The organism is Aestuariivirga sp., assembly GCF_046294715.1.
GTDB lineage: Bacteria > Pseudomonadota > Alphaproteobacteria > Rhizobiales > Aestuariivirgaceae > Aestuariivirga.
Genome location: NZ_JBKBKI010000013.1, coordinates 22,016 through 45,196 on the forward strand (window position 1 = coordinate 22,016; position 23,181 = coordinate 45,196).

26 protein-coding genes and 1 tRNA gene are annotated in these 23,181 nt (G+C 63.5%); 19 read left to right on the forward strand and 8 right to left on the reverse strand.

Annotation, left to right across the window (positions count from 1 at the left end):
- The first annotated feature begins 21 nt into the window (after window positions 1–21).
- Window positions 22–222: a hypothetical protein gene (locus ACK4HL_RS10665; protein ID WP_409759896.1), complete on the forward strand. Its 201-nt coding sequence runs from the start codon at window positions 22–24 to the stop codon at window positions 220–222.
- On the opposite strand, the gene ACK4HL_RS10670 is transcribed toward ACK4HL_RS10665, so the two are convergent.
- On the reverse strand, window positions 190–897 hold the full coding sequence (locus ACK4HL_RS10670; RefSeq protein WP_409759899.1) for a LysR family transcriptional regulator: 708 nt from the start codon (window positions 895–897) through the stop codon (window positions 190–192). The genes ACK4HL_RS10665 and ACK4HL_RS10670 overlap by 33 nt on opposite strands.
- 94 nt (window positions 898–991) lie before the next feature.
- Between ACK4HL_RS10670 and ACK4HL_RS10675 the strand changes: the two genes are divergently transcribed.
- From ACK4HL_RS10675 to ACK4HL_RS10695, 5 genes are all read left to right on the forward strand, one after another.
- On the forward strand, window positions 992–1,507 hold the full coding sequence (locus ACK4HL_RS10675; protein WP_409759902.1) for a flavin reductase family protein: 516 nt from the start codon (window positions 992–994) through the stop codon (window positions 1,505–1,507).
- 1 nt (window position 1,508) lies between these two features.
- Complete coding sequence (locus ACK4HL_RS10680) at window positions 1,509–2,975, forward strand: 4-hydroxyphenylacetate 3-hydroxylase family protein (protein ID WP_409759905.1); 1,467 nt, start codon at window positions 1,509–1,511, stop codon at window positions 2,973–2,975.
- 76 nt (window positions 2,976–3,051) lie between these two features.
- On the forward strand, window positions 3,052–3,468 hold the full coding sequence (locus ACK4HL_RS10685; protein ID WP_409759908.1) for a RidA family protein: 417 nt from the start codon (window positions 3,052–3,054) through the stop codon (window positions 3,466–3,468).
- Between the two features lie 4 nt (window positions 3,469–3,472).
- A complete protein-coding gene (locus ACK4HL_RS10690) occupies window positions 3,473–4,150 on the forward strand; it encodes a DUF1028 domain-containing protein (protein WP_409759911.1) in 678 nt (225 codons plus the stop codon).
- Window positions 4,151–4,313: 163 nt separating this feature from the next.
- Complete coding sequence (locus ACK4HL_RS10695) at window positions 4,314–4,685, forward strand: GFA family protein (RefSeq protein ID WP_409759914.1); 372 nt, start codon at window positions 4,314–4,316, stop codon at window positions 4,683–4,685.
- 10 nt (window positions 4,686–4,695) lie between these two features.
- On the opposite strand, the gene argE is transcribed toward ACK4HL_RS10695, so the two are convergent.
- The 3 genes from argE to ACK4HL_RS10710 all read right to left on the reverse strand — a co-directional run bounded on the left by argE (window position 4,696) and on the right by ACK4HL_RS10710 (window position 8,227).
- Entirely contained in the window at window positions 4,696–5,847 is a 1,152-nt protein-coding gene (argE, locus tag ACK4HL_RS10700) for an acetylornithine deacetylase (RefSeq protein ID WP_409759917.1), read from the reverse strand.
- Window positions 5,848–6,073: 226 nt separating this feature from the next.
- Window positions 6,074–7,009: an SMP-30/gluconolactonase/LRE family protein gene (locus tag ACK4HL_RS10705; protein ID WP_409759920.1), complete on the reverse strand. Its 936-nt coding sequence runs from the start codon at window positions 7,007–7,009 to the stop codon at window positions 6,074–6,076.
- A gap of 18 nt (window positions 7,010–7,027) precedes the next feature.
- Entirely contained in the window at window positions 7,028–8,227 is a 1,200-nt protein-coding gene (locus ACK4HL_RS10710) for an amidohydrolase family protein (protein WP_409760102.1), read from the reverse strand.
- A 105-nt stretch (window positions 8,228–8,332) separates the two neighbouring features.
- Here ACK4HL_RS10710 and ACK4HL_RS10715 point away from each other — a divergent pair, with 105 nt between their 5' ends.
- Together ACK4HL_RS10715 and ACK4HL_RS10720 are read left to right on the forward strand one after the other, a co-directional pair.
- A complete protein-coding gene (locus ACK4HL_RS10715) occupies window positions 8,333–8,869 on the forward strand; it encodes a HutD family protein (RefSeq protein ID WP_409759923.1) in 537 nt (178 codons plus the stop codon).
- Between the two features lie 59 nt (window positions 8,870–8,928).
- Window positions 8,929–9,363 (forward strand): OsmC family protein, encoded by a 435-nt coding sequence (locus tag ACK4HL_RS10720; RefSeq protein ID WP_409759926.1) that lies wholly within the window; start codon window positions 8,929–8,931, stop codon window positions 9,361–9,363.
- Here ACK4HL_RS10720 and ACK4HL_RS10725 read toward each other — a convergent pair.
- Window positions 9,353–9,994 carry a TetR family transcriptional regulator gene (locus ACK4HL_RS10725; RefSeq protein ID WP_409759929.1) on the reverse strand — a complete coding sequence of 214 codons (642 nt, stop codon included), beginning with the start codon at window positions 9,992–9,994 and terminating at the stop codon, window positions 9,353–9,355. The genes ACK4HL_RS10720 and ACK4HL_RS10725 overlap by 11 nt on opposite strands.
- 145 nt (window positions 9,995–10,139) lie before the next feature.
- Here ACK4HL_RS10725 and ACK4HL_RS10730 point away from each other — a divergent pair, with 145 nt between their 5' ends.
- From ACK4HL_RS10730 to ACK4HL_RS10765, 8 genes are all read left to right on the forward strand, one after another.
- The gene (locus tag ACK4HL_RS10730; RefSeq protein WP_409759932.1) at window positions 10,140–11,357 is read left to right on the forward strand and encodes an aromatic ring-hydroxylating oxygenase subunit alpha; all 1,218 of its coding nucleotides are present in this window, start codon (window positions 10,140–10,142) and stop codon (window positions 11,355–11,357) included.
- Window positions 11,358–11,432: 75 nt separating this feature from the next.
- Window positions 11,433–12,539: a polyamine ABC transporter substrate-binding protein gene (locus tag ACK4HL_RS10735; RefSeq protein WP_409759935.1), complete on the forward strand. Its 1,107-nt coding sequence runs from the start codon at window positions 11,433–11,435 to the stop codon at window positions 12,537–12,539.
- A gap of 10 nt (window positions 12,540–12,549) precedes the next feature.
- On the forward strand, window positions 12,550–13,641 hold the full coding sequence (locus ACK4HL_RS10740; protein ID WP_409759938.1) for an ABC transporter ATP-binding protein: 1,092 nt from the start codon (window positions 12,550–12,552) through the stop codon (window positions 13,639–13,641).
- Between the two features lie 3 nt (window positions 13,642–13,644).
- Window positions 13,645–14,577 carry an ABC transporter permease gene (locus tag ACK4HL_RS10745; RefSeq protein WP_409759941.1) on the forward strand — a complete coding sequence of 311 codons (933 nt, stop codon included), beginning with the start codon at window positions 13,645–13,647 and terminating at the stop codon, window positions 14,575–14,577.
- On the forward strand, window positions 14,574–15,416 hold the full coding sequence (locus tag ACK4HL_RS10750) for an ABC transporter permease subunit (RefSeq protein ID WP_409759944.1): 843 nt from the start codon (window positions 14,574–14,576) through the stop codon (window positions 15,414–15,416). Before ACK4HL_RS10745 ends, ACK4HL_RS10750 begins: the two co-directional genes overlap by 4 nt.
- 25 nt (window positions 15,417–15,441) lie before the next feature.
- Window positions 15,442–15,807: a cupin domain-containing protein gene (locus tag ACK4HL_RS10755; RefSeq protein WP_409759947.1), complete on the forward strand. Its 366-nt coding sequence runs from the start codon at window positions 15,442–15,444 to the stop codon at window positions 15,805–15,807.
- Between the two features lie 407 nt (window positions 15,808–16,214).
- Window positions 16,215–16,799, forward strand: a complete 585-nt coding sequence (locus ACK4HL_RS10760; RefSeq protein WP_409759950.1) for an HdeD family acid-resistance protein — start codon at window positions 16,215–16,217, stop codon at window positions 16,797–16,799.
- A 403-nt stretch (window positions 16,800–17,202) separates the two neighbouring features.
- Window positions 17,203–17,907 (forward strand): outer membrane protein, encoded by a 705-nt coding sequence (locus ACK4HL_RS10765; RefSeq protein ID WP_409759953.1) that lies wholly within the window; start codon window positions 17,203–17,205, stop codon window positions 17,905–17,907.
- Between the two features lie 132 nt (window positions 17,908–18,039).
- Here the strand turns inward: ACK4HL_RS10765 and ACK4HL_RS10770 are convergent.
- Window positions 18,040–18,115: transfer RNA gene (locus ACK4HL_RS10770), tRNA-Val, on the reverse strand.
- A gap of 81 nt (window positions 18,116–18,196) precedes the next feature.
- Window positions 18,197–18,871, reverse strand: coding sequence for a phosphoglycolate phosphatase (gph, locus tag ACK4HL_RS10775; RefSeq protein WP_409759956.1), 675 nt, complete (start codon window positions 18,869–18,871; stop codon window positions 18,197–18,199).
- An 82-nt stretch (window positions 18,872–18,953) separates the two neighbouring features.
- On the opposite strand from gph, the gene ACK4HL_RS10780 reads away from it, so the two are divergent.
- The 3 genes from ACK4HL_RS10780 to gor are packed head-to-tail and all read left to right on the forward strand — an operon-like array spanning window position 18,954 to window position 22,479.
- A complete protein-coding gene (locus ACK4HL_RS10780) occupies window positions 18,954–20,429 on the forward strand; it encodes an NAD-dependent succinate-semialdehyde dehydrogenase (protein WP_409759959.1) in 1,476 nt (491 codons plus the stop codon).
- A complete protein-coding gene (gene rpiA, locus ACK4HL_RS10785) occupies window positions 20,426–21,121 on the forward strand; it encodes a ribose-5-phosphate isomerase RpiA (protein ID WP_409759962.1) in 696 nt (231 codons plus the stop codon). Before ACK4HL_RS10780 ends, rpiA begins: the two co-directional genes overlap by 4 nt.
- Window positions 21,118–22,479, forward strand: a complete 1,362-nt coding sequence (gene gor, locus ACK4HL_RS10790; RefSeq protein ID WP_409759965.1) for a glutathione-disulfide reductase — start codon at window positions 21,118–21,120, stop codon at window positions 22,477–22,479. The genes rpiA and gor overlap by 4 nt, the downstream gene beginning before the upstream one ends.
- A 15-nt stretch (window positions 22,480–22,494) precedes the next feature.
- Here gor and ACK4HL_RS10795 read toward each other — a convergent pair whose 3' ends face one another.
- Entirely contained in the window at window positions 22,495–23,091 is a 597-nt protein-coding gene (locus ACK4HL_RS10795; RefSeq protein WP_409759967.1) for a DUF1989 domain-containing protein, read from the reverse strand.
- Window positions 23,092–23,181 lie beyond the last annotated feature (90 nt).

Here is a 23,181-nt window from a genome sequence, read left to right on the forward strand (position 1 = left end):
GTTCCTGAAGAAGTCGATGCAATGCGCCTCGAAGGCCGAGACGAGACGTGTCTTGCGCATTTGCTTCAGCGCCGCAAGGGCGATCACGCCGCGCTCGACATCCTCTGCAATGGGCCTGACGGCAAGTTCCTCTCCGGCGTAGGAATGATCGCCGAAGGGTCGGGTGATCAGGATCGAATAGCCGAGGCCCTAGCCTACCAGACCGCGCACCACCTCGAGTGAGGGCGATGAGAAGGCGAGCCTCGGCGTTATCCCGGCGCTCTCGAGGATGCGGGTGAAATAGATGCGGCTCGGCGCCACGTCGAGCAGCACAAGGGGTTCGTCCTTCAATGCCACGAGCGGCACGTTGCGGAGCCGGGTGAGCCGGTGACGCGCCGGGAGCAGAACATAGGGCGCGAAGGAGGCAAGCGGCGTGACTGCGAAATCCTGGGGCGTGTCGACGTCATAGAGCAGGGCGAGGTCGTGCTGGCCGCTGCGCAGCCCCTGGAAGAGCTCATCCTGGGTGCCTTCCGCAAGGCGCACTGTTGCCTTCGGGTGAAGATTGGTGAAGCTCTTGATGAGCTGCGGCACGAAGGCCGGCGCAATGGTGGCGAAGCTGGCGAGCGCCAGCTGACCTTCGATGGCGGTGCCGGCGGCTGCCATCTCCCGCTGCAGGTCCTGTGCATGGGTGAGGAGGTTTCGGGCCTCGGCAAGAAACCGGATGCCCGCAGGCGAGGGGCTTACACCCTGCGCGTGGTGGCGAATGAAGAGCTGGAGCCCCACCTGCTCCTCGAGCTTTGCCAGCGCGGCGGAGAGAGTTGGCTGGGCGACGCCCAGGTGGCCCGATGCAGCCGCCACGGACCCGTGGTCCCAGATCGCGACGGCGTATTCGATCTGGCGCAGCGTAAAGCGCAGCATTGCGTTTTCCTATTCAACGGCGCGATATAATCTATTTTTCCGAAGTGTGCGGCTCTGTCAATCTCTTCCCCATCTGATCGGAGGGAACGGACAGATGAATGCGTTGGCAAAGGCGCCGGTGGCCTCCGGCGAATACATTGCGGCCATGGGCCTCGCTGCGACGGGGGTCTCGGTGGTGACGACGGACGGCCCTTCCGGTCGCTTCGGGGTCACGGTGAGCGCGGTCTCCTCCGTTTCGGCCGAACCGCCGCTTGTGCTCATCTGCATCAACCGCAAGAGCCCGGCCGCCGCGGCGGTGGAGGCGAACGGCTTCTTCGCGGTCAATCTGCTCGCCGCCGAGCACCGCGCCTATGCCGAGACGTTCGCCGGCCGCCCGCGCGAGGGCAAGCCCTTCGATTTCGGCAATCATGATTGGCGCGACGGCGACACGGGGCTGCCCCTCGTCAAGGACGCCACCGCCGTATTCGAATGCGAGATGCATGACAGCCTGGATGCCGGAACCCACCGCATCTTCATCGGCCGCGTGCTCGCCGCACATCGCGGCATTGCCGAACCGCTCGTCTACTGCAATCGCGCCTTCCGGCGCATCGTGAACCACGAAGGAAACTGAGATGATCAGAACAGGTGAACAGTACCGCGACTCGATCGGGGACGGCCGCGAGGTGTGGATCAACGGCGAGCGCGTGAAGGACGTGACGCGCCATCCGCAGTTCAAGCCGCTGGTCGACATCAGGGCGCGCATCTACGACATGCAGCACGAGACGGCAACGCGCGACGTCATGACCTATGAGGAGAATGGCGAGCGCTTTCCGATTGGCCTCAGGCTGCCCTTTGAGAAAAAGGACTGGGACGACAAGCGCAAGGCCGTCGACACGGTGATGCACGACATCGGGGGCGTGGTGACCCGCGTGGGTGACGAGACCATCGGCGAAATGTGGTCGCTGTGGGACGGCAAGGACATCTTGAACGAGATCGATCCTCGCTTCGCCCAGAACATCGAGCGGCACATCCATCTCGCCATCAAGAACGATCCCTTCCATGTTTCGGCCAACACCGATCCCAAGGGCGACCGCTCCAAGCGGCCGCAGGACCAGGACCCGGACATGCTGGTGCATGTGGTGAAGGAGACCGACGCCGGCATCGTCATCCGCGGCGCCAAGTACGAGACGGCGGCAGCCTATTCGAACCAGGCCTTTCTGAAGCCGACCATCGCCAACTGGGGCGATGCCAAGCTCTCCGAATATGCGCTGGGTTGCATTGTGAAGATGGATGCGCCGGGCGTGAAGCACATCTGCCGGACCGGCTTCACGGGCAGGGCCCCGGAGCGGGATTATCCGCTGTCGAACAGGTTCGACGAGGTGGATACCCTCATGATCCTCGACAATGTGCTGATCCCCTGGGAGGACGTGCTGTTCTACCAGCACACGCGCGCGGCTGCCTTCATCCGCCAGACGCTGCACCGCTATTCCGCCTTTCCCTTCGTGCAGAGGACGCTCTCCTACGCCGACCTCATCATCGGCGCGGCGCTGTGGAACGCACGCCAGACCGGTCTCGACAAGCAGCAGGCGGTGCAGGAGAAGCTGGCCGAGCTCGCCGTATGGCGTGAAGGCATCAACGCGCATCTGACGGCCGCCGTTGCCACGGGCGAGCGCAGCCCCAACGGCCTGCTGATGCCAAACCAGTCGCTGCTCTTCACCGGTCGTTGCCATGCTCTCAACAACCTGCCGCGCATGATGCACATTGCACGCGAGCTCTGCGGCGGCCAGATCTGCGTCACCCCGGACGCGGCGGTGTTCGAGCACCCCGAAACGAAGAAGTGGATGGACAAGTACTATACCGTCAACGACGAATGGCAGGCGGATGACCGCCGCAAGCTGCTGGCGCTCGCCCGCGACCTGCTCAATTCGGACTATGCGGGGCACCGGCTGACATTCCAGCTCTTCGCCCAGTCGCCGCCCTTCGCGCAGTCGGCCGCCGTCTACCGCACCTTCGACTGGGACCAGACCTTGAAGTTTGCCCAGAAGGCGGGGGGTCTTTCAGATAACATCTGGGGTGTCGCCAAGCAGGCGGCGGAGTAAGCGGAAGCCCCAAACCCTTTCGGTTCTGGCCGCCCGCCGGGCGGCCATTCATCTTGAGCGAGCGAGGACGAAGAGAATGACCGCCCACAAGCGCATACGGCCCTTCAATACGAAAGACACCTATCCCGAGCAGAAGCTCGACAACGACCTTTGCCAGGGTGTGGTGGCGAGGGGAACGATGGTGTTCCTCAGGGGTCAGGTTTCGCAGGATCTCGACACCCGCGAATCCCTGCATGTCGGAGATGCCGCGATGCAGACGCGCAAGACGATGGAAAACATCAAGATGCTGCTGGAGGAGGCCGGGGGCAGCCTCGATCACATCTGCCGGATCGTGGTCTATCTCACCGACGTCCGCTACCGGCAGGAGGTCTATCAGGAGATGGGAAAATGGCTGAAGGGCGTTTTCCCGTGCTCGACCGGCCTCGTCATCACCGCGTTGGCGCGGCCTGAATGGGTGGTGGAAATCGAGGCGACGGCCGTCATTCCGGATTGATGCCATGACCTTTTCGATCGCGGGCCGCTGTGCCCGCTCCGGCGCCTTCGGCGTCGCCATCACCACCTCCTCGATCGCGGTCGGCGCGCGCTGCCCGCATGCCCGCGCGAAAGTGGGTGCGGTCGCCACGCAGAATGTCACCGACCCCGATCTCGGGCCCCTTCTGCTGGACCTTATGGAGAAGGGCATGAGCGCGCGCGAGGCCATCGATGCCGTGGTCGGGGGGCGTGACTTCATCGAATACCGGCAGCTGACGGCGGTGGACAACCAGGGCCGCTCCGCCACCTGGTCCGGCAAGAACATCCTCGGCACGCATGGCGTGTCGGAGCAGCAGGATTGTGTGGCAGCCGGCAACCTCCTGAAGCACGCGAGTCTTCCGAAGACGATGACCGACGCCTTCGCCGCCAATGCTGGCGAGCATCTGGCCGAACGCCTGCTCCGCGCGCTGGAGGCGGGGCTCGAATCGGGCGGCGAAGAGGGGCCGGTGCATTCCGCCGCCCTCATCGTCTATCACGAACAGGCATTCCCGCTCGTCTCTTTGCGCGTGGACTGGGATGACGAGAACCCGATAAAGGTGTTGCGGCGCCTGTGGGAGGACTACCGCCCACAGATGGGTGCCTATCTGCAGCGCGCTGTGAACCCGACGAGGGCTCCGAGCTACGGCGTACCGGGCGATCCGTAGGACCCGCCCTTCAAGAATGCGCCGGTCGAGGCGGCGCATGTGTGTTGTGGGCCCGCAACATCGGCAGGCGCGGACCTGACCCGAGTATCCATTATAAGGGCGGCGTGGCTTCTTCACAGCCGGGCGCCTATCGTTCATCCTCTCCTGGCGACAGGAGGAATCAGTGGCGAAAATCTACAAGGGCGGCTGCCTGTGCGGGAACATCCGGTTCGAGGCGGAGGGGCCGCCGCACAAGCCGCACACGTGTTCCTGCAAGATGTGCCAGCGCCATTCGGGCGCGGTGACGCTGCACTGGGTGGAGTTCCCTGCAGACAAGCTGCGCTGGACGGGCCCCGGCGGAAAACCGTCAACCTGGCGCTCCTCGGATCATTCCAGCCGCAGCTTCTGCTCGGCCTGCGGCTCCACGATCGGCGCCATCGATGACAAGCCCGTTGTGGCGCTGGTGCTCGGAAGCTTCGATTCTACGAACCGCCGGGAACTTGCACCGGACTTTCACTCCTATGCCGGACTGCGGCCCAAGTGGATGAAGGCGTAGCTGCCCAGGATTACGCCGAGAGCTTCTCCACCAGCCGCTCCAGCATGCGGTCGCATTGCGCCATCTGTGCTTCGCTGACATGCTCGTCGGGCTTGTGCGCCACCGCGATGTTGCCGGGGCCGCAGACCACGGCGGGCGTGCCGAGTGCTTTCTGGAACAGTCCGCCCTCGGTGCCGAAGGTGATCTTGCCCGTCGAGTTGCCGCCCGTCAGCGCATGGACGAATTTCACCGCCTCGCTGTCCACCGGCGTGTTCATGGCCGGATAGCTTTGGAGATCGGCGAAATCGAAGCGCGCCTGACCAAAGACGGGACGGTATGACCGGGCAATCTCCTCTGCCGCCGCCTTGATGCGGGCAACGATCGCCTGCTCGTCTTCCTCCGGCAGGTAGCGGATCTCGAAATCGAAGCTGCACCGGTTCGGAACGATGTTCATCACCTCGCCGCCCTGCATCTTGCCGACATGGAGCGTGGTATAAGCCACCTCATAGTCGCCATCGCGAAGCCCGCGTTCCGCCAGATCCTTCTGGATCGTCCGGATCGCACCGATGAGATCGGCCGCCATGTAGATCGCGTTGACGCCGATCGGCGCGAGGCTCGAGTGCGCCTCCAGCCCATGTGCCGTGACCCGGAAGCCGAGCTTGCCCTTGTGTGCGGTGACAGCCTGCATCAGCGTCGGCTCGCCCACGATGCACAGGCGCGGCTTCACCGGCGCATCCTTGAGGAGATCCAGCAGGCGGCGAACGCCCACGCAGCCGATCTCTTCGTCATAGGAGAAGGCAAGATGAATCGGCGTATGCAGCTGGCGCGTGGCGGCATGTTCTGCCGCCGCGAGGCAGCAGGCGATGAAGCCCTTCATGTCCGCTGTGCCGCGTCCGAAATAGTTGCCCTCCCTCTTCACCAGCGTGAAGGGATCGGACGACCAGGCCTGGCCCTCGACAGGAACGACATCCGTGTGACCCGAAAGCACGATTCCGGGCCTCTCCGCCGGGCCGATGGTGGCCCAGAGGTTGGCCTTCCGCCCATCCTCGTTTGGAACGAGGGTCGAACTCACGCCGACGGCCCGCAGCACCTCCTGCACATAGGCGATGAGATCAAGGTTGCTGTCCCGGCTGACGCTTGGGAAACCGATCAGCCTTTCGAGATGATGGAGGGAACGTGTCATCTGGTCTCTTTGTCGCGGGGCATTGGCGCCCTCGGCCCGGCGGATTTGATACATGTCAATGAAGGCGGTGCAAACCACCTCTAATGAATGGAGGCACGGTGGCTCAGGCCATCGCGCCGGCGGGGTGGATCTCTGAGAAAGTCAGCTGTCGCTTCGTTCCCCCCTTTCCTGGGGTTCCCCCGCCTCCATCCCCTGTAAAGGGTCCCGGTTCTCCGGGACCCCTTTTTTATGGCCATTGCGCCCCGGTGCGGGCGGTCTCGATGGCGTAGACCGAAGACGTCGCGCAGATGAACATGCGCGACTTTCCGAAGCCTCCGAAGGTAAGATTGGCCACCGTCTCGGGCACCAGGATGCGGCCCAACCTTTCGCCCTGCGGCGTGTAGCAGTGCACGCCATCGCCCGCCGAAATCCACAGCAAGCCCTCGGAATCCACACGCAAACCGTCGGGTACCTTCTCCTCGATGACCGCAATCACGCGGCTTTGGGCGAGACGCTTGCCGTCGACGACCTTGAAGCCCCTGACATGGCGCGGGCGGCCTTCCTCGAAACCGAAGCCATGGCCGCGCGCATAGCCGGAATCGGCGACGTAGAGCTCCGACTCGTCAGGCGAGAAGGCAAGCCCGTTCGGCCGGTCGAAATCATCGGCAACCACGCTCACCTCGCCCGTCGCAGGATCGAGCCGGTAGACCTGGTTTTTGCCGATCTCGCTCTCAGCCCGGATGCCCTCGTGATCCGAAATGATTCCATAGGGAGGATCGGTGAACCAGATCGTGCCGTCCGACTTCACCACGACGTCGTTGGGCGAATTGAAGCGCTTGCCGTTCCAATGCGTGGCGAGCACCTCGTAGCGCCCGTCCATGTAGGTGCGGCTCACGCAGCGCCCGCCATGCTCGCAGGAGATCATGTTGCCTTCGCGGTCTCGCGTGTGGCCGTTGGTGCGCTGCGAAGGCTGGCGGAAGGTGGATAAGCCCGCAACGGGCGACCAGCGCATCATGCGATTGTTGGGAATGTCCGAGAAGCGCAGCTCGTTCAGTTCCGAGAACCAGACGGGACCCTCCGCCCACACGAATCCGGTTGCGAGCTTCGTCAGCGCCGCACCTGCGGGAAAGAAGTCCATAAAGCGCGCCTTGTCCGGCGCAAGGCAGCCTGCATGTTTGCCCATGGTGTAAGCTCCTGTCTGTCAACCCGCGACGATGGCGGGGATGCGGGTGGCGGGTGGTGTGTTGCGGCTCCTGTGGCATTTCACCTGGCCGTCGATCACGACCATGCCGATTCCGGGAAGATCGCCGAGGTGGATGCTGTCGAGCAGGTCGTCGCCCGCCGAATGCTGCGCCTTGTCCATGAACACGAAATCGGCGGCCCGGCCCACTTCGATCAGGCCACAGTCGAGCTTGCGCACGCGCGCCGTGTTGCCTGTCGCCAGGCAGATCGCCTGTTCGGCGGGAAGATCCCCCAGTGAGGAGAGCATGGAGACCATGCGCGCGATGCCGAGAGGCTGCACGCCGGAACCCGCCGGCGCGTCGGTTCCAAGGATAACGCGGTGCAGTTCGCGCATCTCCCTTGCCAGCCGGAGCGTGTAGAGCGCAGCGCGCTCGTTGCCGTTGTGGACGATCTCAAGCCCGCGCTTGCAGCCTTCGCAGATACAGCGGATCTGGCCGTCCGGCAGCGCCGTGTGGCCGCCGTTGATGTGGCCGACGACGTCTGTGTCTGCCTCGAGCACCACGTCCTTGTCGATGAGGCCTGAGCCCGGAATGGAAGGGCCTCCGGTGTGAATCGTGCTCTGGATGCCATATTTCCGTGCCCACGCCACCATGCGCCTGGCCGTGGGACCGTCCTTGACGCCGCCGAGCCCGACCTCGCCCAGGAGCTTGACGCCCGCATCCGCCAAATCCTTGAAGTCCTGCTCCGTCATCTCGGGCTCGATGCAGGGCGCACCCGCGTGCACCTTGACGCCGGAAGGCCGGAAATTCGTGAACTGCCGCTGGGCCGATATGGCGAGCGCCTTGAGGCCCACCACGTCCCGCGGCCGCCCGGGCGTGTGCACCTCTCCCGCCGAGATCATGGTGGTGACGCCCCCATTGAGGTTAGAGTCGATCCAGCCCAACTGGCTCTGGCGTGGCGTCCAGTCGCCCGCCACCGGGTGCACATGGCTGTCGATGAGGCCGGGCGCGAGCGCCGTGCCATGGGCGTCGATGATGAGGGTCGGGCGGTCCTGGTCCACATCCTTGGCGCGCCCAATGGCGGTGATGCGGCCATTCTCGGCCACCAGGGTATCTGCCTCGAGAATCGGGCTTTCGAGTGCGCCCGAAAGCATCAGCCCGATGTTGCGGATCACGAGTTTCTGGGGCCCGGCCGCCGCGCCCTGCGCATCGTGCGCCATGATGTCCTCCTGCATGCGCGCTGCTTCTGGGGCAGCTTCTGCGGCATACTGCGTCAGCGGCCCCGCCATGTCGAGAGCACGAGGCCGGCATGAAGGGAAGGTCGCATGAACATCATCCGCCGACGGGATTTGCGCGAAGGCCGCTGGCGCAACGGCATGGGCGTGTCCTGGGACATCGTGTCCGATCCGCCCGGAAGCGAGGCGTTCGACTGGCGCTTCGCCATTGCCCGGATCGATGCCGACGTCCCGTTCTCGCTCTACCCCGACGTGGACCGCATCTTCACCCTGCTCGACGGGCAGGGTCTCGACCTCGATTTCTCCGGGCGCCGAAGTCTCGCCGTCGAGCGGCCCTTCGTGCCACACCCTTTCCCGGGGGACGTCCCCACCTTCTGCAGGCTGCGGCAGGGGCCCTGCCGTGCCCTCAACCTCTTCATGCGGCGGGGAAAATGGAAGGCGGCCATCGAGATCCTTTCGAGCGGAACCCGCATCGCCCATGACGGGCCCATCCTGCTCTTTGCGCTTCAGGGTGCGGCGGACCTCGAAGGCTCGGTATTGGGGGAGGGCGACGCCGCCGTCACCTTCGGAGAGGTGGCGGGCCGTACGGATGGCTTTCTCTATGCGGCGCGCCTGTCGCCGGGCTGATTGGCGCAACCCCACTTTCCCGCTATGACGCGGGCGAAGACGATGGAGACGTGGAGAAGATGAAGGCTAGGGTGCAGTGGCTCGACGGACGGGCATTCGTCGGTGAATCGGGTTCAGGACACGCCGTGGTCATGGACGGCTCGCCGGAGTCGGGCGGGCGCAACATCGGCATACGTCCCATGGAGATGATGCTGCTGGGGCTCGGCGGATGCACCGCATTTGACATCGTCATGATTCTGGAACGCATGCGCGAGAAGGTGACAGGCCTCGACATCGCCCTCGAGGGCGATCGCGCCGCCCAGGACCCCAAGGTGTTCACCCATGTGAAACTGATCTACAAGGTGACGGGGTTCAATTTGAAACCGGCCAATGTCGAGCGCGCGGTCAAGCTCTCGGCGGAGAAGTACTGCTCCGCCTCGGCGATGTTCGGCCACACTGCGAAACTCGAGCACAGTTTCGAGATCATCGAGGCGGGCGTGGATATCAGCGGCTGACGGGGCCGCCCGGCCCGAAATGATGCGGAAACAGCGTGCCGGCGCAGAACAACACGGTATTCAGGGCCTCCTCGCGCGAATAGGGCTTGGCCGAGAACATGAGTTCGAGCCATACCCCCTCGATGGTGAGGCGCAGCACGCGCGCAGCGCGACCGGGCTCGATGGGATAGCCGCCGGCGTGGGCAAGCTCCGCCGAAAGCGTTTCGAAGATCTCGATGTAGGCCCGGTCGTTCTCACCGGACTGCGTTAGGTAGAGCGGGCGGCTCTGCGCCTCTCCCCAGAAGCCGCACCAGGCGGTGAGCCATTCCTGCGTATAGAGGGCATCGTCGAACTCCGAGAGGATCAGGGCGAGGAGCCGTTCTTCAGGAGCCGGGCCCGCCTGCTCGATCGCCGTCTCCCAGTGCCTCCGGTGCACGTCCGACATGAACCGGAGCGTCTCCGCCAGCAGCCTTTCCTTGCTTTCGAAGTAGAAGATGACGAGGCCGTGCGAGACGCCAGCCGCCCTCGCGACGCTGCTCAGCGTCGTCTGTGCCAACCCCCGCTGGGCTATCGTCGAGATCGTCGCCTCGATCAACTGCTCCCGACGGTGGCTGCGGCTGGCCTTCCGGCGTCTCGGTGCGGGTGTGTCCATGGGTAATCGACTCTTTCCGCCTGCGATGATCGCAAGACCGAGAGCCGGAAGTCCAGCCTGAAGGATCCCCCGATCCTGCGCGGCATTTTGATTGACAGTTCAGTCAAAATCAAGGGAAACTTCCAGAGCTGTCGATACGGAGGAGATGACCATGCTTGCCAGGGATTTGCCTTTGCCGGCCGATTGGGACCGTAGCGGCCTGCCGGCCTGGACCTATCACAGCGTTGCGCTGCTCGAACTGGAGAAACGAAAGCTGTTCCGCACGCACTGGCAACTCGCCGGCCATGTGAGCGACGTTCCCGCCGCAGGTGACTTTTTCACTGTGGACATCGCCGACGACCGCGCCCTAGTCGCAAGGGGAGACGATGGGGTGGTGAGGGCCTTCCACAACCTCTGCCGACATCGCGGCTCGCGCGTCACGGCGGAACGACGCGGTCATTGCCAGCGCGCCTTCGTCTGCCCCTTTCATGGCTGGACTTACAATCTGGACGGTACACTGCGCGGTGCTGCCCAGCCGCAGAGCTTCGGCGCGCTCGACCGTTCGAAATACGGGCTGAAGCCGATCGGCCTCGAAATCTGGATGGGTTTCATTTTCATCCGTTTCGAGAACGGGCCGCAGCCGGCAGTGGCGCAGCTGATGGCGCACTTCGCGGAAGAACTGGCCTGCTATAGGCTCGAGGCAGTGGTTCCGGCCGGTGCGCCTTCTGAAACGGTGCTGCCGGTGAACTGGAAGTCGGTGCGCGACGTGGACAACGAAGGCTACCACGTCGCGATGGCCCACCCGGCACTGCAGGATCTCTACGGCGCGACCTATTTCGACCAGCCCTATGTGAACGGCGTCAGCCGCTCGGAGGGTCGCTATGCCACCAACCGCGGCCGCCTGTGGAGCGTGAGGGCTTATGTCGGGCTATCCTCCGGCCCACTCTGGTTGGCGGAGGATAAGCGCCGTCTGTGGTCCTATTTCGGACTCTTTCCCAACGCTGTGCTGGCGGTAACACCCGAGTCCGTGCAGTTCTACCAGGAATTTCCCCTGGCCGTCGACAGGACGCTGATCCGCGGCGCCGTTTATCGCAGGCCCGATGAGACTCGCTCTGACCGGCTTGCCCGCTATCTGGCCCAGCGCATAGACCGGGAGACCTACAAGGAGGATATCCAGCTCTCCGTCTGGTCCAACGAGTCCATGAAATCCTGCGGTTTCGATGGCTTTCATCTCTCGGATCTCGAGCGCGGCGTGCGCAGCCACCATGACCACCTCCGCGCCGTCCTGCCCGTGATGCGCCTCGAGAAGCAGCCGAAAGAAACTGAGGTTGCCGCGCTGAATGAGAAGATGCTGCAACCGGCAGGGGCCCATACCGTAACTTGACAGGAGGCCGCGCTCCGAAACAACCTGTAAGCAGGGACGGCGACGACAAAAGAAGAAAGCTAGGGAGTGCCAGGAATGAAACTGAACAGGCGCAAGGCGGCCGGCCTGATGGCGGCGACCGCTCTCGTGTCCATGCCTTACGTGCGGCGGGTACGCGCGCAGGAGGCCGTGCTCAACGTCTATAACTGGGCCGATTACATCGGCGAGACGACGATCGAGGATTTCCAGACGGCGTCCGGCATCTCAGTCACCTATGACACCTACAGTTCCGCGGAGGAAATGCAGGCGAAGATGCTTGCGGGTTCGACTGGCTACGACGTGGTGGTAATGGCCGGCCTCTCCCTGCCCAACTTCGTCAAAGCCAACATCTACGAAAAGCTCGACAAGTCGAAACTGCCCAGCTGGAAGAACCTCGATCCGGCGGTGCTGAAGATCCTGGCGGGCTGGGATCCTGGCAACGAATACGCCATTCCCTATATGTGGGGCTCCGTCGGCGTCACCTTCAACATCGACATGGTGCGCGAGCGCGTTCCGGAGGGGAAGCTCGACTCCCTCGACATGCTGTTCAAGCCGGAGATCGCGGCAAAGCTCGCCGACTGCGGAATCTCGGTGCTCGACAGCCCCACCGACGTGATCCCCATGGCGCTGCGCTACCTGGGCAAGGACGGCGACACCACCAATGTTCAGGACTATCAGGCCGTGGTGGAACTCTTCAAGCCGATCCGCCAGCACATTCGCACCTTCGACAACACCAACTACCTCAACGCCATTCCCAACAAGGAACTCTGCGTCATCAACAACTGGTCGGGCGATTATTCGACGGCCAAGACTCGTGCGGAGGAGGCCGGCGTCCAGCTCAATCTCGAATACCATGTCCCGGAGACCGGCGCTCCCGCCTGGGTGGACTGCCTGTGCATTCCTGCCGATTCCGCGAACAAGGAGAATGCCTACAAGTTCCTCGAGTACATGCTTCAGCCTGAAGTGATCGCCAAGTGCACCAACTTCACCAACTACGCCAACGGCAACCTCGCATCGAAGCCCTTCGTCGATCCGGCAGTGCTCGCCAATCCCGCGGTCTACCCCGATGATGCCGTGAAGAGCCGCCTCTGGGCACCCAAGCCCTTCAGCGAAGAGCAGGACCGCGAGATGACGCGGGCCTGGCAGACCATCAAGTCGGGCTGAGGCCATGGGCGTGGAGGGGTCTCAGCCCTTCATCCGCATCGAGGGCGTCAGCAAGAGCTTCGGTGGGTTTGCCGCCGTGAAGAACGTCTCGCTCGACATCACGAAGGGCGAGATGTTCGCGCTGCTCGGCGGCTCAGGATGCGGGAAGACCACGCTGCTGCGGATGCTGGCCGGCTTCGAGGCGCCGAGCGCCGGCCGCATCTACATCGATGGGCAGGACATGACGGAAGTTCCTCCCTACGAGCGCCCCGTCAACATGATGTTCCAGTCCTATGCGCTTTTCCCGCACATGACGGTTGAAGCGAATGTCGGTTACGGCCTGAAGCATGAAGCCATGAGCAGGGCGGAGCGCCAGAAGCGCGTGGCGGAGATGCTGGACCTCGTGCAGCTCAAGCCGTTCGCCGGCCGCAAGCCGCATCAGCTGTCGGGCGGCCAGCGCCAGCGCGTTGCACTGGCCCGCGCCCTCGCCAAGCAGCCGAAACTTCTCCTGCTCGACGAACCGTTGGCGGCCCTTGACAAGAAACTGCGCGAGCACACGCAGTTCGAGATCATGAGCATCCAGGAGCGCACCGGCATCACCTTCGTCGTCGTCACGCATGATCAGGAAGAGGCAATGACCCTCGCTGACCGCATTGCGGTGATGGATCAAGGCGTGATCCGGCAGGTTGGCCCTCCGGCGGAAGTGTATGAGAACCCGAACAGCCGGTTCGTCGCGGGCTTCATCGGTTCCATCAACATGTTCGAGGGCGAGGTGACGGGAAACGGCGATGTTCTTGCCATCGATGTTCCCGCCCTGGGCGGCACGGTCACGGCGGGCAGCGCCAGCCTGAGCCCCGGCGAGAAGGTGACGCTCGCCGTCAGGCCGGAAAAGATCTTGATAGCCCGCGACCGGCCCGACGAGATGAACCGCTTCCATGGCGTCGTGAAGGATCTCGGTTACTTCGGGAAGGATTCTCTCTTCCGCGTGGCGCTCCCCTCCGGCGCGCTCGTTTCGGTCAACAGCGTGAACAGCATGCGCGACCGCGCAGCGAAGGCCGCAGACTGGGGTGAGGAGGTGTGGCTCTCCTTCCGGCCCGATGCGGCCATCGTGCTGAAAGGCTGAGCCTTGGGCAAGGAGCGGTCCCGCCTCGCGAGATGGTTCGACCGCAAGGGCTGGCGCGACATCGTCGTTGTCGTTCCGTATGCCTGGCTCGTCCTGTTCTTCCTGCTTCCCTTCATCATCGTTCTTGCCATGAGCTTCGCGCGGCGGGCGGATCTTTCTCCGCCAATCGCTTTCCTCGAAGACTGGCCATATATCCGCTGGGACAATTTCGAGCGTCTGCTGGGCGATACGGTCTATGTGCGGGCCTTCTTCACGTCCTTGTGGAACGCGGCGCTCGCCACATTCTTCTGCCTTCTGCTCGGCTATCCGATGGCGCTCGGCATCACAAGGGTGAGCCGGTCCTGGCGGAACCTCCTGCTCATGCTGGTGATCCTTCCGTTCTGGACGTCCTTCCTGCTGCGCGTCTATGCCTGGGTGGGCCTGCTCGGCAACAACAGCTGGTTCAACAAGATCCTTACCGCAACGGTGAATGCCGTCCTGCCGGGTGAAATGGCGCTCTCGTCCATTCCCATGATGAACTCCAACTTTGCCGTCGTCCTGGTGATGGTCTACTCTTACCTGCCCTTCATGATCCTGCCGCTCTATGCCAATCTTGAAAAGCTCGACCAGACGCTGAACGAGGCAGCAATGGACTTGGGTTCGAGGCCCTGGCAGGTGTTCAAGGACGTGACGCTGCCGCTCAGCGTTCCCGGCATCATTGCCGGCGGCCTCCTGGTCTTCATACCGGCCTCCGGCGAACTCATCATCCCGAGCCTCGTGGGCAACGCCTCGGACCCGATGATCGGACGCGTCATCAGCGATGAATTCTCTTCCGCCCGGGACTGGCCAATGGCTTCCGCCGTGGCAGTGGCACTGCTCCTGCTGCTGGTAATGCCGATGATCGTCTACAGCCACTTCGAGAAGCGCGCGCAGGTCGGAAGCGAGGTGCGCTCATGAACAGAAGGCCCGTCTTCCTCATCAGCTGCCTGTGCTTCGGCTTCGCGTTCTTCTACATACCCATTCTCTCCCTCATCCTGTTCTCCTTCAACAAGTCGCGGCTCGCGACGGTATGGGGCGGCTTCTCGACGCAGTGGTATGGCAAGCTCCTGAGCAATGACCAGGTGATCAAGGCGGCCGTGCTCTCCCTGAAAATCGCGCTCACGAGCGCCACCTTCGCCACAATTCTGGGCACCATGGCCGGCATCGCCCTGGCGCGCTTCCACCGGTTCCGGGGGCGCGCCGGCTTTTCCGGATTGGTGACGGCACCGCTCGTCATGCCGGAGGTGATCACCGGCATCTCCTCGCTGATGCTATTCATCTACATGGCTGAGTGGATCGGATGGCCCGCCGGCCGGGGGTTCACCACCATCACCATTGCCCACATTACGTTCTCGATGGCTTATGTGACGATCGTCGTACAGTCGCGGCTCGCATCGATGGACGTGGCGCTGGAAGAGGCGGCGATGGACCTCGGAGCGAGGCCCTGGCGAGTTCTCACGGATGTGACCTTGCCGGTGATTTCGCCCGCGATCCTGTCCGGCTGGCTGCTTGCCTTCACCATTTCGCTTGACGATGTGGTCATCTCCAATTTTACCAGCGGGCCAGGCTCCACCACGCTGCCGATCCTGATCTGGAGCAAGGTGAAGCTCGGCGTGACGCCTGATATCAACGCGCTTGCCACCGTGATCATCATGGTCGTGGGGCTCGGCGTGTTCCTCGCCGCCATGGTCCTGCATCGCGCCGAGGCGCGCCGCGAGCGTGACATACAAATGGCGCTGTCCCAGAACTCATCCTGACCTTGAAACATAGGAGACCGCATCCATGAAGCCCGTGAAATCCGAGGACCGTCGCGTCGCCAACATCTATGAAGCCGAGTTCAAGCCCTTCGTATTCCCCGACGGTGTTTCCATGGGGGACAGCGTACTGCAGCTCAATGATGCGGAGCCGCTGGGGGTGGGCTTCCATGTCTACCGCATGCCGCCCGGCATGACGTCGCGCCCGCACCGGCACAATGGCCACGAGCAGTTTCTCATTCTCGAGGGCGAACTCGTCGAAAACGACGGCACGGTGTTCAGGAAAGGCGATCTCGTCTGGCTGCGCGATGGCACCGAGCACTGCTCCTACACACCCAGCGGCTGCCTCCTCGCCGTGCATATTGCGGGGCCGGAGACGACAGTCGACGAATAAGGCGCGAGAACCCGGTGCGGCGGTTGCACTTCAGAAGTAGTTGCAACCGCCGCGATTACTGCGGGCCGGGGCACATTGGTCCCGCAGGCCTCGAAAGTGAGGCGAGGCCTTCCCAAAACGCATGGCAAAGCTCTTGGTTTCTTCGTAAACCTGCAAAAACGCGGCGTCAGAGCTTCGTGGCGTCCCGCGCTGGCGCCTCTGGTCTCCGCCGCCCAAATCAGCCTATGATTCGCTCGATGCCAGGCCGCTGTCTGGCAGCTTCTTCGCAGAACTTGCCCGCCGCGTGCCCTTCGCAGGGCCGGGCGGGCTTTTTTGCTGCCCAAGATTCGCGCGCCGCCTGTCTCTACCTTGGGTTCTGGTCCGACTCGGATTATTATCTTTTGGTCCAAACCCAGAGGAGGGACGACATGAACGACAATCTCGCCCAGGCAAGAGGCCTCGGCGCAGGCGCCATGATCCTGCATGGCTTGGCCAAGAACTGGTGGGTGCTGCTGCTGCGTGGAATTGCGTCGATCGCCTTCGGGGTCCTGGCCTTCGCATGGCCGGGCATCACCATCATCAGCCTTGTCATTCTTTATGGTGCCTATGCATTGGTCGATGGGTTGTTCTCGCTGTTCGCGGCGATCGGCGGCGGTTCGGGCGCGGCGCCGCGCTGGTGGCTCGCTGTGGTCGGCGTCGTCGGCGTCCTGGCAGGTCTGGTCGCCTTCGCATGGCCGGGGCTGACTGCGCTCACGCTGCTGCTTCTCATCGGGGCGTGGGCGATCGTCAGCGGTGTCTTCGAGATCCTCGGCGCGATCCGCCTTCGCAAGGAGATCGATAACGAGTGGATGCTGATCCTCCACGGTGTCATCACCGTGCTGTTTGGCGCGCTCCTGATCGCCATGCCCGGGCCTGGCGCACTGGCGATGATCTGGGTGATCGGTGCCTACGCGATCGTCGGCGGCATCATTCTTGTGATTCTGTCGTTCCGACTGCGCCAGCACGCGCACTGAACCGCCGCTGATTCGCCGGATGGAGTTGCAGAGCGGCCCCTTGAGGGCCGCTTTCTTTGTTAGGACCAACAAGCTGGGGCGAACAACTGCAATTGCACGGCACTCGCGGGCGCACGCAAGGGTACATTGGGTTATGCTCAACCCTTGAAATACCGTGGCGAGCGTTGTGGACACGAATAATCCACAAGCGAGAGTTATGTGTGCAGCAGTGCTCACCCGGCGCACCTAAGTTGCAACTGCTTAGATAAGTTCAATCCCCAGCACTGTTACACGCATTCAACGCATCCGAAGTTTGGAAGAAATCTGGCCAAAAGTTGTTGGGGCAACGGCGCCGGCGGCTGTACCCTCTGCATCGGTGAAAACACCATTGCAGGGAATGAAACGTATGTTGAAGAGAACTCTCATGACCACCGCCGCGCTTCTGTTCAGCGCCGGCGTTTCTCAGGCCGCCGATTTCGTGGACGTCGCACCGGTGAGCGACTGGAGCGGCTTCTATGTGGGCGTCCATGGCGGATTTGGCGGAGGCACCTTCGAATACCCGATCACTCTTTCGGGCTTCTCTGAGGAGGACATTGACGCTGACGCTGATCTGACGGCGAGTGGTTTCTTCGGCGGTGTACAGGCTGGCTGGAACTGGCAGATGGACAGCCTGGTGCTGGGTGTCGAGGCCGATATCTCGGCCTCGGACATCGAGGGCAATCTCGGCATCGACGTCGACACGCCCGGGGGCGATCTCAGCGCCGATGCCGGTTCCACCGTCGATTGGTTCGGCACGGCCCGGCTGCGCGCCGGTTTCCTCGCCACGCCGGACCTGCTGCTCTATGCCACCGGCGGTCTCGCCTGGGGCTCCGTCACCGCGCAGTATGACATCGACCTGGGCGGCGACGATCTCTCCGGCGACGAAACGACCGATCACCTTGGTTGGACGATCGGCGGCGGCGTGGAATACAACATCACCGAGAGCCTGTCCCTCAAGACCGAGTATCTCTATGTTGATCTGGGAGATGAGGAACTCTACGACGACGAGGTCTTCGAGAGAATCAATCTCGAGGTCGATCAGGACATCAGCTTCCACACCATCCGGGCGGGTCTGAACTTCCGCTTCTGAGCGGGCACAGCAATCGATTGTGAGGCCGGTGCCTTCTCGCGCCGGCCTTCTTCTTTCAAGGCCGGCGGAGCACGCCCGGGGGTGCAGCGGAAGGGCCGGCCGCTCAAATATCGGAAATCTCGAATAGGACGATGGTGGGCGATACTGGACTCGAACCAGTGACCCCTGCGATGTGAACACAGTGCTCTACCAACTGAGCTAATCGCCCGTGCCTTTGGGGTGGGCAGCGTATAGGCGGAAGGGCAGGGCGAAGTCAAGGACGGCGCGGCTTCACCGCGAGTCCGATCCTTCAGGCCAGTGCGAAAAGATCCTGGATTGCGTCATAGGCCTCGTCGAAATGGGCGATCATGCGGTCTGGCCCGAATTCCTCCACCGGCCGCGGCGTATAGCCGAAGGGAACGGCGATCACCGGCACGCCGGCATTGCGGGCCGTCAGGATGTCCGTCTCGCTGTCCCCCACCATCACCGCACGGGGCGCCACCAGCCCGAGGCGAGCGACGGCTTCGCGAAAGGGGCGTGGATCCGGCTTCGCCACGCCGATCGTGTCCGGACCGACCACGGCGCCGAAATACTTCGAAAGATCAAGCGCGTCGAGCAGCTGCACCGAAAGCCCCTCGAGCTTGTTGGTGCACACGCCGAGGCCGAATCCCTCAGCCTTGAGTCGGGTCAGGAGCCGGGTAAGGCCGGGGAAGGGCGCGCTCCCGGCCGCGATGTTGCGGGAGTAATAATCCACGAAGAGCCGGTAATCGGGTTCAACGTCGTAGTTCTCAGGCAGGCCCCCGGTGGCGGCGAGACCGCGCGTCAGAAGCGCCCGGGCACCATGGCCGACGAAGGCCCGCACCTCCTCCGTGGTGATCGGCCGCCGCCCCAGCCGATCCAGCACATGGTTGGTGGCGCGCATCAGATCGGGCGCGGTGTCGACGAGGGTGCCGTCCAGGTCGAAAATCACGGCACGATCTGGCATGGAACCTCCGCTATTGGTGTGTTGGTACAGGGCCGGACCCCGTGCTAAGAGGCCGCCACCCGAATGACAGGAGATCTTCGAAATGGATATTCGCAAGACCCAGATATTGCGCGACATACTGAAGGACAAGTCGCTGCTCAAGGATAAATGCTACATCGATGGGAAGTGGGTTTCAGGCTCTGCCACGATTGACGTCACCAACCCCGTCGATGAGAGCGTGATCGGCACCGTGCCGAAATTGGGCGCGGCCGAAACCCGCCAGGCGATCGAGGCCGCCCAGCGCGCCCAGAAGGAGTGGGCCAAGAAGACCGCCAAGGAGCGCGCCGCCATTCTCCGCAAGTGGTTCAACCTGATGATGGAGAACCAGGAAGACCTGGCCCAGATCATGACGGCGGAGCAGGGCAAGCCCTTGGCCGAGTCGCGCGGCGAAGTGGCCTATGGCGCCTCTTTCATCGAGTTCTTCGCGGAAGAGGGCAAGCGCATCTACGGCGAGACGATCCCGTCTCCCTGGCCGGCGGCCCGCATGGTCGTCATCAAGCAGCCGGTGGGTGTGGTGGCCGCCATCACCCCGTGGAACTTCCCCAACGCCATGATCACCCGCAAGGCTGGCCCGGCGCTCGCCGCCGGGTGTGCTTTCGTCTGCAAGCCCGCCAACGAGACGCCGTTTTCCGCCCTGGCACTTGCCGAACTCGCGGAACGCGCCGGCGTTCCGGCAGGCGTATTCTCGATCCTCACCGGCGTCTCCCGCGAGATCGGGGCCGAGATGACCTCGAACCCAATCGTGCGCGCCCTGACTTTCACGGGCTCCACCGAGGTGGGCCGCGTGCTCATGGCCCAGTGCGCCCCCACCATCAAGAAGGTGGGCCTCGAACTCGGCGGCAACGCACCCTTCATCGTGTTCGACGACGCCGATCTCGATGCCGCGGTGCAGGGTGCCATGATGTCGAAGTATCGTAACGCTGGCCAGACCTGCGTCTGCGCCAACCGCATCCTGGTGCAGGACGGCGTCTATGACGCCTTTGCCGAGAAGCTTGCCGAGGCGGTGAAGAAGCTCAAGGTGGGCGACGGCACGGAGCAGGGCGTCACCACCGGTCCACTCATCAACAAGGCCGCCATCGCCAAGGTGCAGGAGCACATCGAAGACGCGGTGAAGAAGGGCGCCAAGCTGGTGATCGGGGGCAAGTCGCTGGGCGGCAACTTCTTCGAGCCCACGCTGATCCGCGACGTGACTGCGGAGATGGCCGTGGCCCGCGAAGAGACGTTCGGCCCGGTGGCGCCGCTGTTCAGGTTCAAGACCGAGGATGAGGCGATCGCCATGGCCAACAACACCGAGTTCGGTTTGGCCTGCTACTTCTATTCGCGCGACATCGGCCGCGTGTGGCGCGTTGCCGAGGGCCTGGAATACGGCATGGTGGGCATCAACGAGGGCATCATCTCGACGGCCGAGGCGCCCTTCGGCGGCGTCAAGGAATCGGGTCTTGGCCGCGAGGGTTCGCACCACGGGGTCGAGGAATACCTGGAGATGAAATACATGCTGATGGGTGGGCTCAACAAGTGACGGCAGACCAACAGAAGAAGGCCGCGGCGGTCGCGGCGCTCGATTACATCCAGCCGGGCATGAAGGTGGGGCTGGGAACCGGTTCCACCGCCAATCACTTCATCACCGCGCTGGCCGACAAGGCCCGGGCCGGGTTCGACGTCGAATGCGTGGCCACCTCGAAGCAGAGTTTCGAGCTGGCCAGGCGACTGGGCCTCAAGCTCACGACGCTGGAGCAGCAGCCGCGCCTTCACGTCACGGTCGATGGCGCCGACGAGTTCGACGGCAATTTCCAGCTCATCAAGGGCGGGGGCGGCGCCCTGCTGCTCGAGAAGATCGTGGCATCCTCGTCGCGCTTCATGATCGTCATCGCCGACCAGTCGAAGAAGGTCGAGACTTTGGGCAAGTTCCCACTTCCCGTCGAGGTCGTGCCGTTCGGCGTCAATGCCACGGCCTGGAAGATCGAGCGTGCACTGCGCATCCTAAACCTTCAGGGCAAGCTGGTGCTCCGCCTCAAGGAGGGCAAGCCGTTCGTGACCGACAGCGGCAACGCCATCATCGACGTGTCGATCGGCGCCATCCCCGATCCCAACCGGCTCGACAACCTCCTCAGCATTATTCCGGGCGTCGTCGATCACGGCCTGTTCATCGACATCTGCGGCATCGTGCTCATGGGCACGGATGAGGGTGTCAGGACGCTCCGCAAGGAATGAGCGGCTTCGACTACGATCTGTTCGTGATCGGGGCGGGCTCCGGCGGGGTCCGCGCCGGCCGCATCGCGGCGCGCTACGGCGCCAAGGTCGCCGTGGCCGAGGAATACCGCGTCGGCGGCACCTGCGTCATCCGCGGCTGCGTGCCGAAGAAGCTCTTCGTCTACGCCTCGAAATTCGCCGAGGAATTCGAGGATGCAGTGGGTTTCGGCTGGGCCTCCGAGAAGGTCTCATTCGACTGGGCGAGCCTCGTCGAGAACAAGGATCGGGAGATAGACCGGCTGAACAAGGCCTATATCCGCAATCTCGAGGCGGCGGGCGCCGAACTGATCCAGGAACGCGCCACGGTGGCCGATCCTCACACGGTGCTGCTCGCATCCGGCCGCAAGCTCACGGCGCTTTACATTCTCGTGGCCACGGGGGCGACGCCGTTCGTGCCCCGCCACCTTCCCGGCCACGAACTCGCCATCACCTCGAACGAGGCCTTTCACCTGGAACGGCTACCCTCGCGCATCGTGATCGTCGGCGGTGGCTATATCGCCGTCGAGTTCGCGGGCATCTTCTCGGGTCTGGGCGTCGAGACCGTGCTCGTCTGCCGCGGCGAGCAGATCCTGCGGGGTTTCGACGACGACATCCGCAACCATCTCGCCGGCGAGATGAAGAAGAAGGGCATCGAGATCCGCACCCAGGCGAACGTCGCCTCGATCGAACGTTCCGGCGACGGCGTTCGCGTGGGCTTGAACGATGGCGCCCGCTTCGGTGCGGGCCAGGTGATGTTCGCAACGGGCCGCATTCCCAACGTGCTGGGGCTCGGTCTCGAGAATGCGGGCGTCGAGCTGACGCCGCACATGGCGGTGAAGGTCGACTCCCTGTCGCGCTCGTCCGTGCCCTCGATCTATGCCGTGGGCGACGTCACGAACCGCGTCAACCTGACGCCCGTGGCGATCCGCGAGGGCCATGCCTTTGCCGACACGGTGTTCGGCGGCAAGGAAGTGAAGGTCGATCACGCGCTCATCCCCACCGCCGTCTTCTCCCAACCCGAGATCGGAACTGTCGGCCTCACTGAGGTGCAGGCCCGCCAGGGCTACCGTGCGGTCGACATCTACAAGACAAGCTTCCGCCCGATGAAGCACACGCTTTCCGGGAGGGACGAGCGCATGCTGATGAAACTCGTGGTGGATGGCGAGTCGGACCGAGTGCTGGGCTGCCACATCTGCGGCCCGGATGCCGGCGAAATGGCCCAGCTTCTCGGCATCGTCGTGCGCATGGGGGCGAAGAAATCGGATTTCGATGCCACCATGGCCGTCCACCCCACCGCTGCCGAGGAGCTGGTGACGCTCCGGGAGAAGTGGACGGGCTGAGCGGGCCCTCTTGCCCTACTGGTCAAGGACCTCGAAATGCGCCTCGGTCGTGATGCCGTTGTTGATCGGCAGCATGTCCTGGGGGCAGGCGGAGAACACCACGATCGCATCCATCTCTGCGCGGAACACCACGTAGTCACCCGGCTTGCACAGGCAATTGCCCCATTCCAGGCTGCCGTCCTGCTTCCAGGGAATGTTCATGAACAGGTTCAGCGAGTCTGGCGTGTAGGGGATGCAGAAGCCGAGCTCCGCCAGCCCTGCATGCATGTTGTCGCGGCAATTATCGTGATAATGGGTGCAGCCGAGCAGGCCATAGCGCTCGTTGTCACAAGGCGCGATCAGCGTGTCGTGGCGGCCGGGGCTTGCGTCCTTGGTGAAGGTGAGGATCGGACGGCGGCGGTTGGTTATCATCTTGTCGCCCTCCACCGGGAAGAGCCGGGTCCAGAAGGCGCGGCAATGCTCCATGCCCATGTATTCCCTCAGGTCGCCGGCATTGAAGGCCCAGAAATCGACGACCTGGTTGCCGTGGGTGTTGATCACCTTCACGGATTGGCCCTTGTTGAGGCGCACCGCCTTGCCGCGGCGGGCGGGAATGGTCTGGAGCGTGGTCACGGGGGTCCTCCTGCAATCTTCTTCCCGGCATCCATAGTCAAAATCGGGCCGGGCAGCCAGCCCGGGCAAACGCCATGCTCGGTTGCGGGG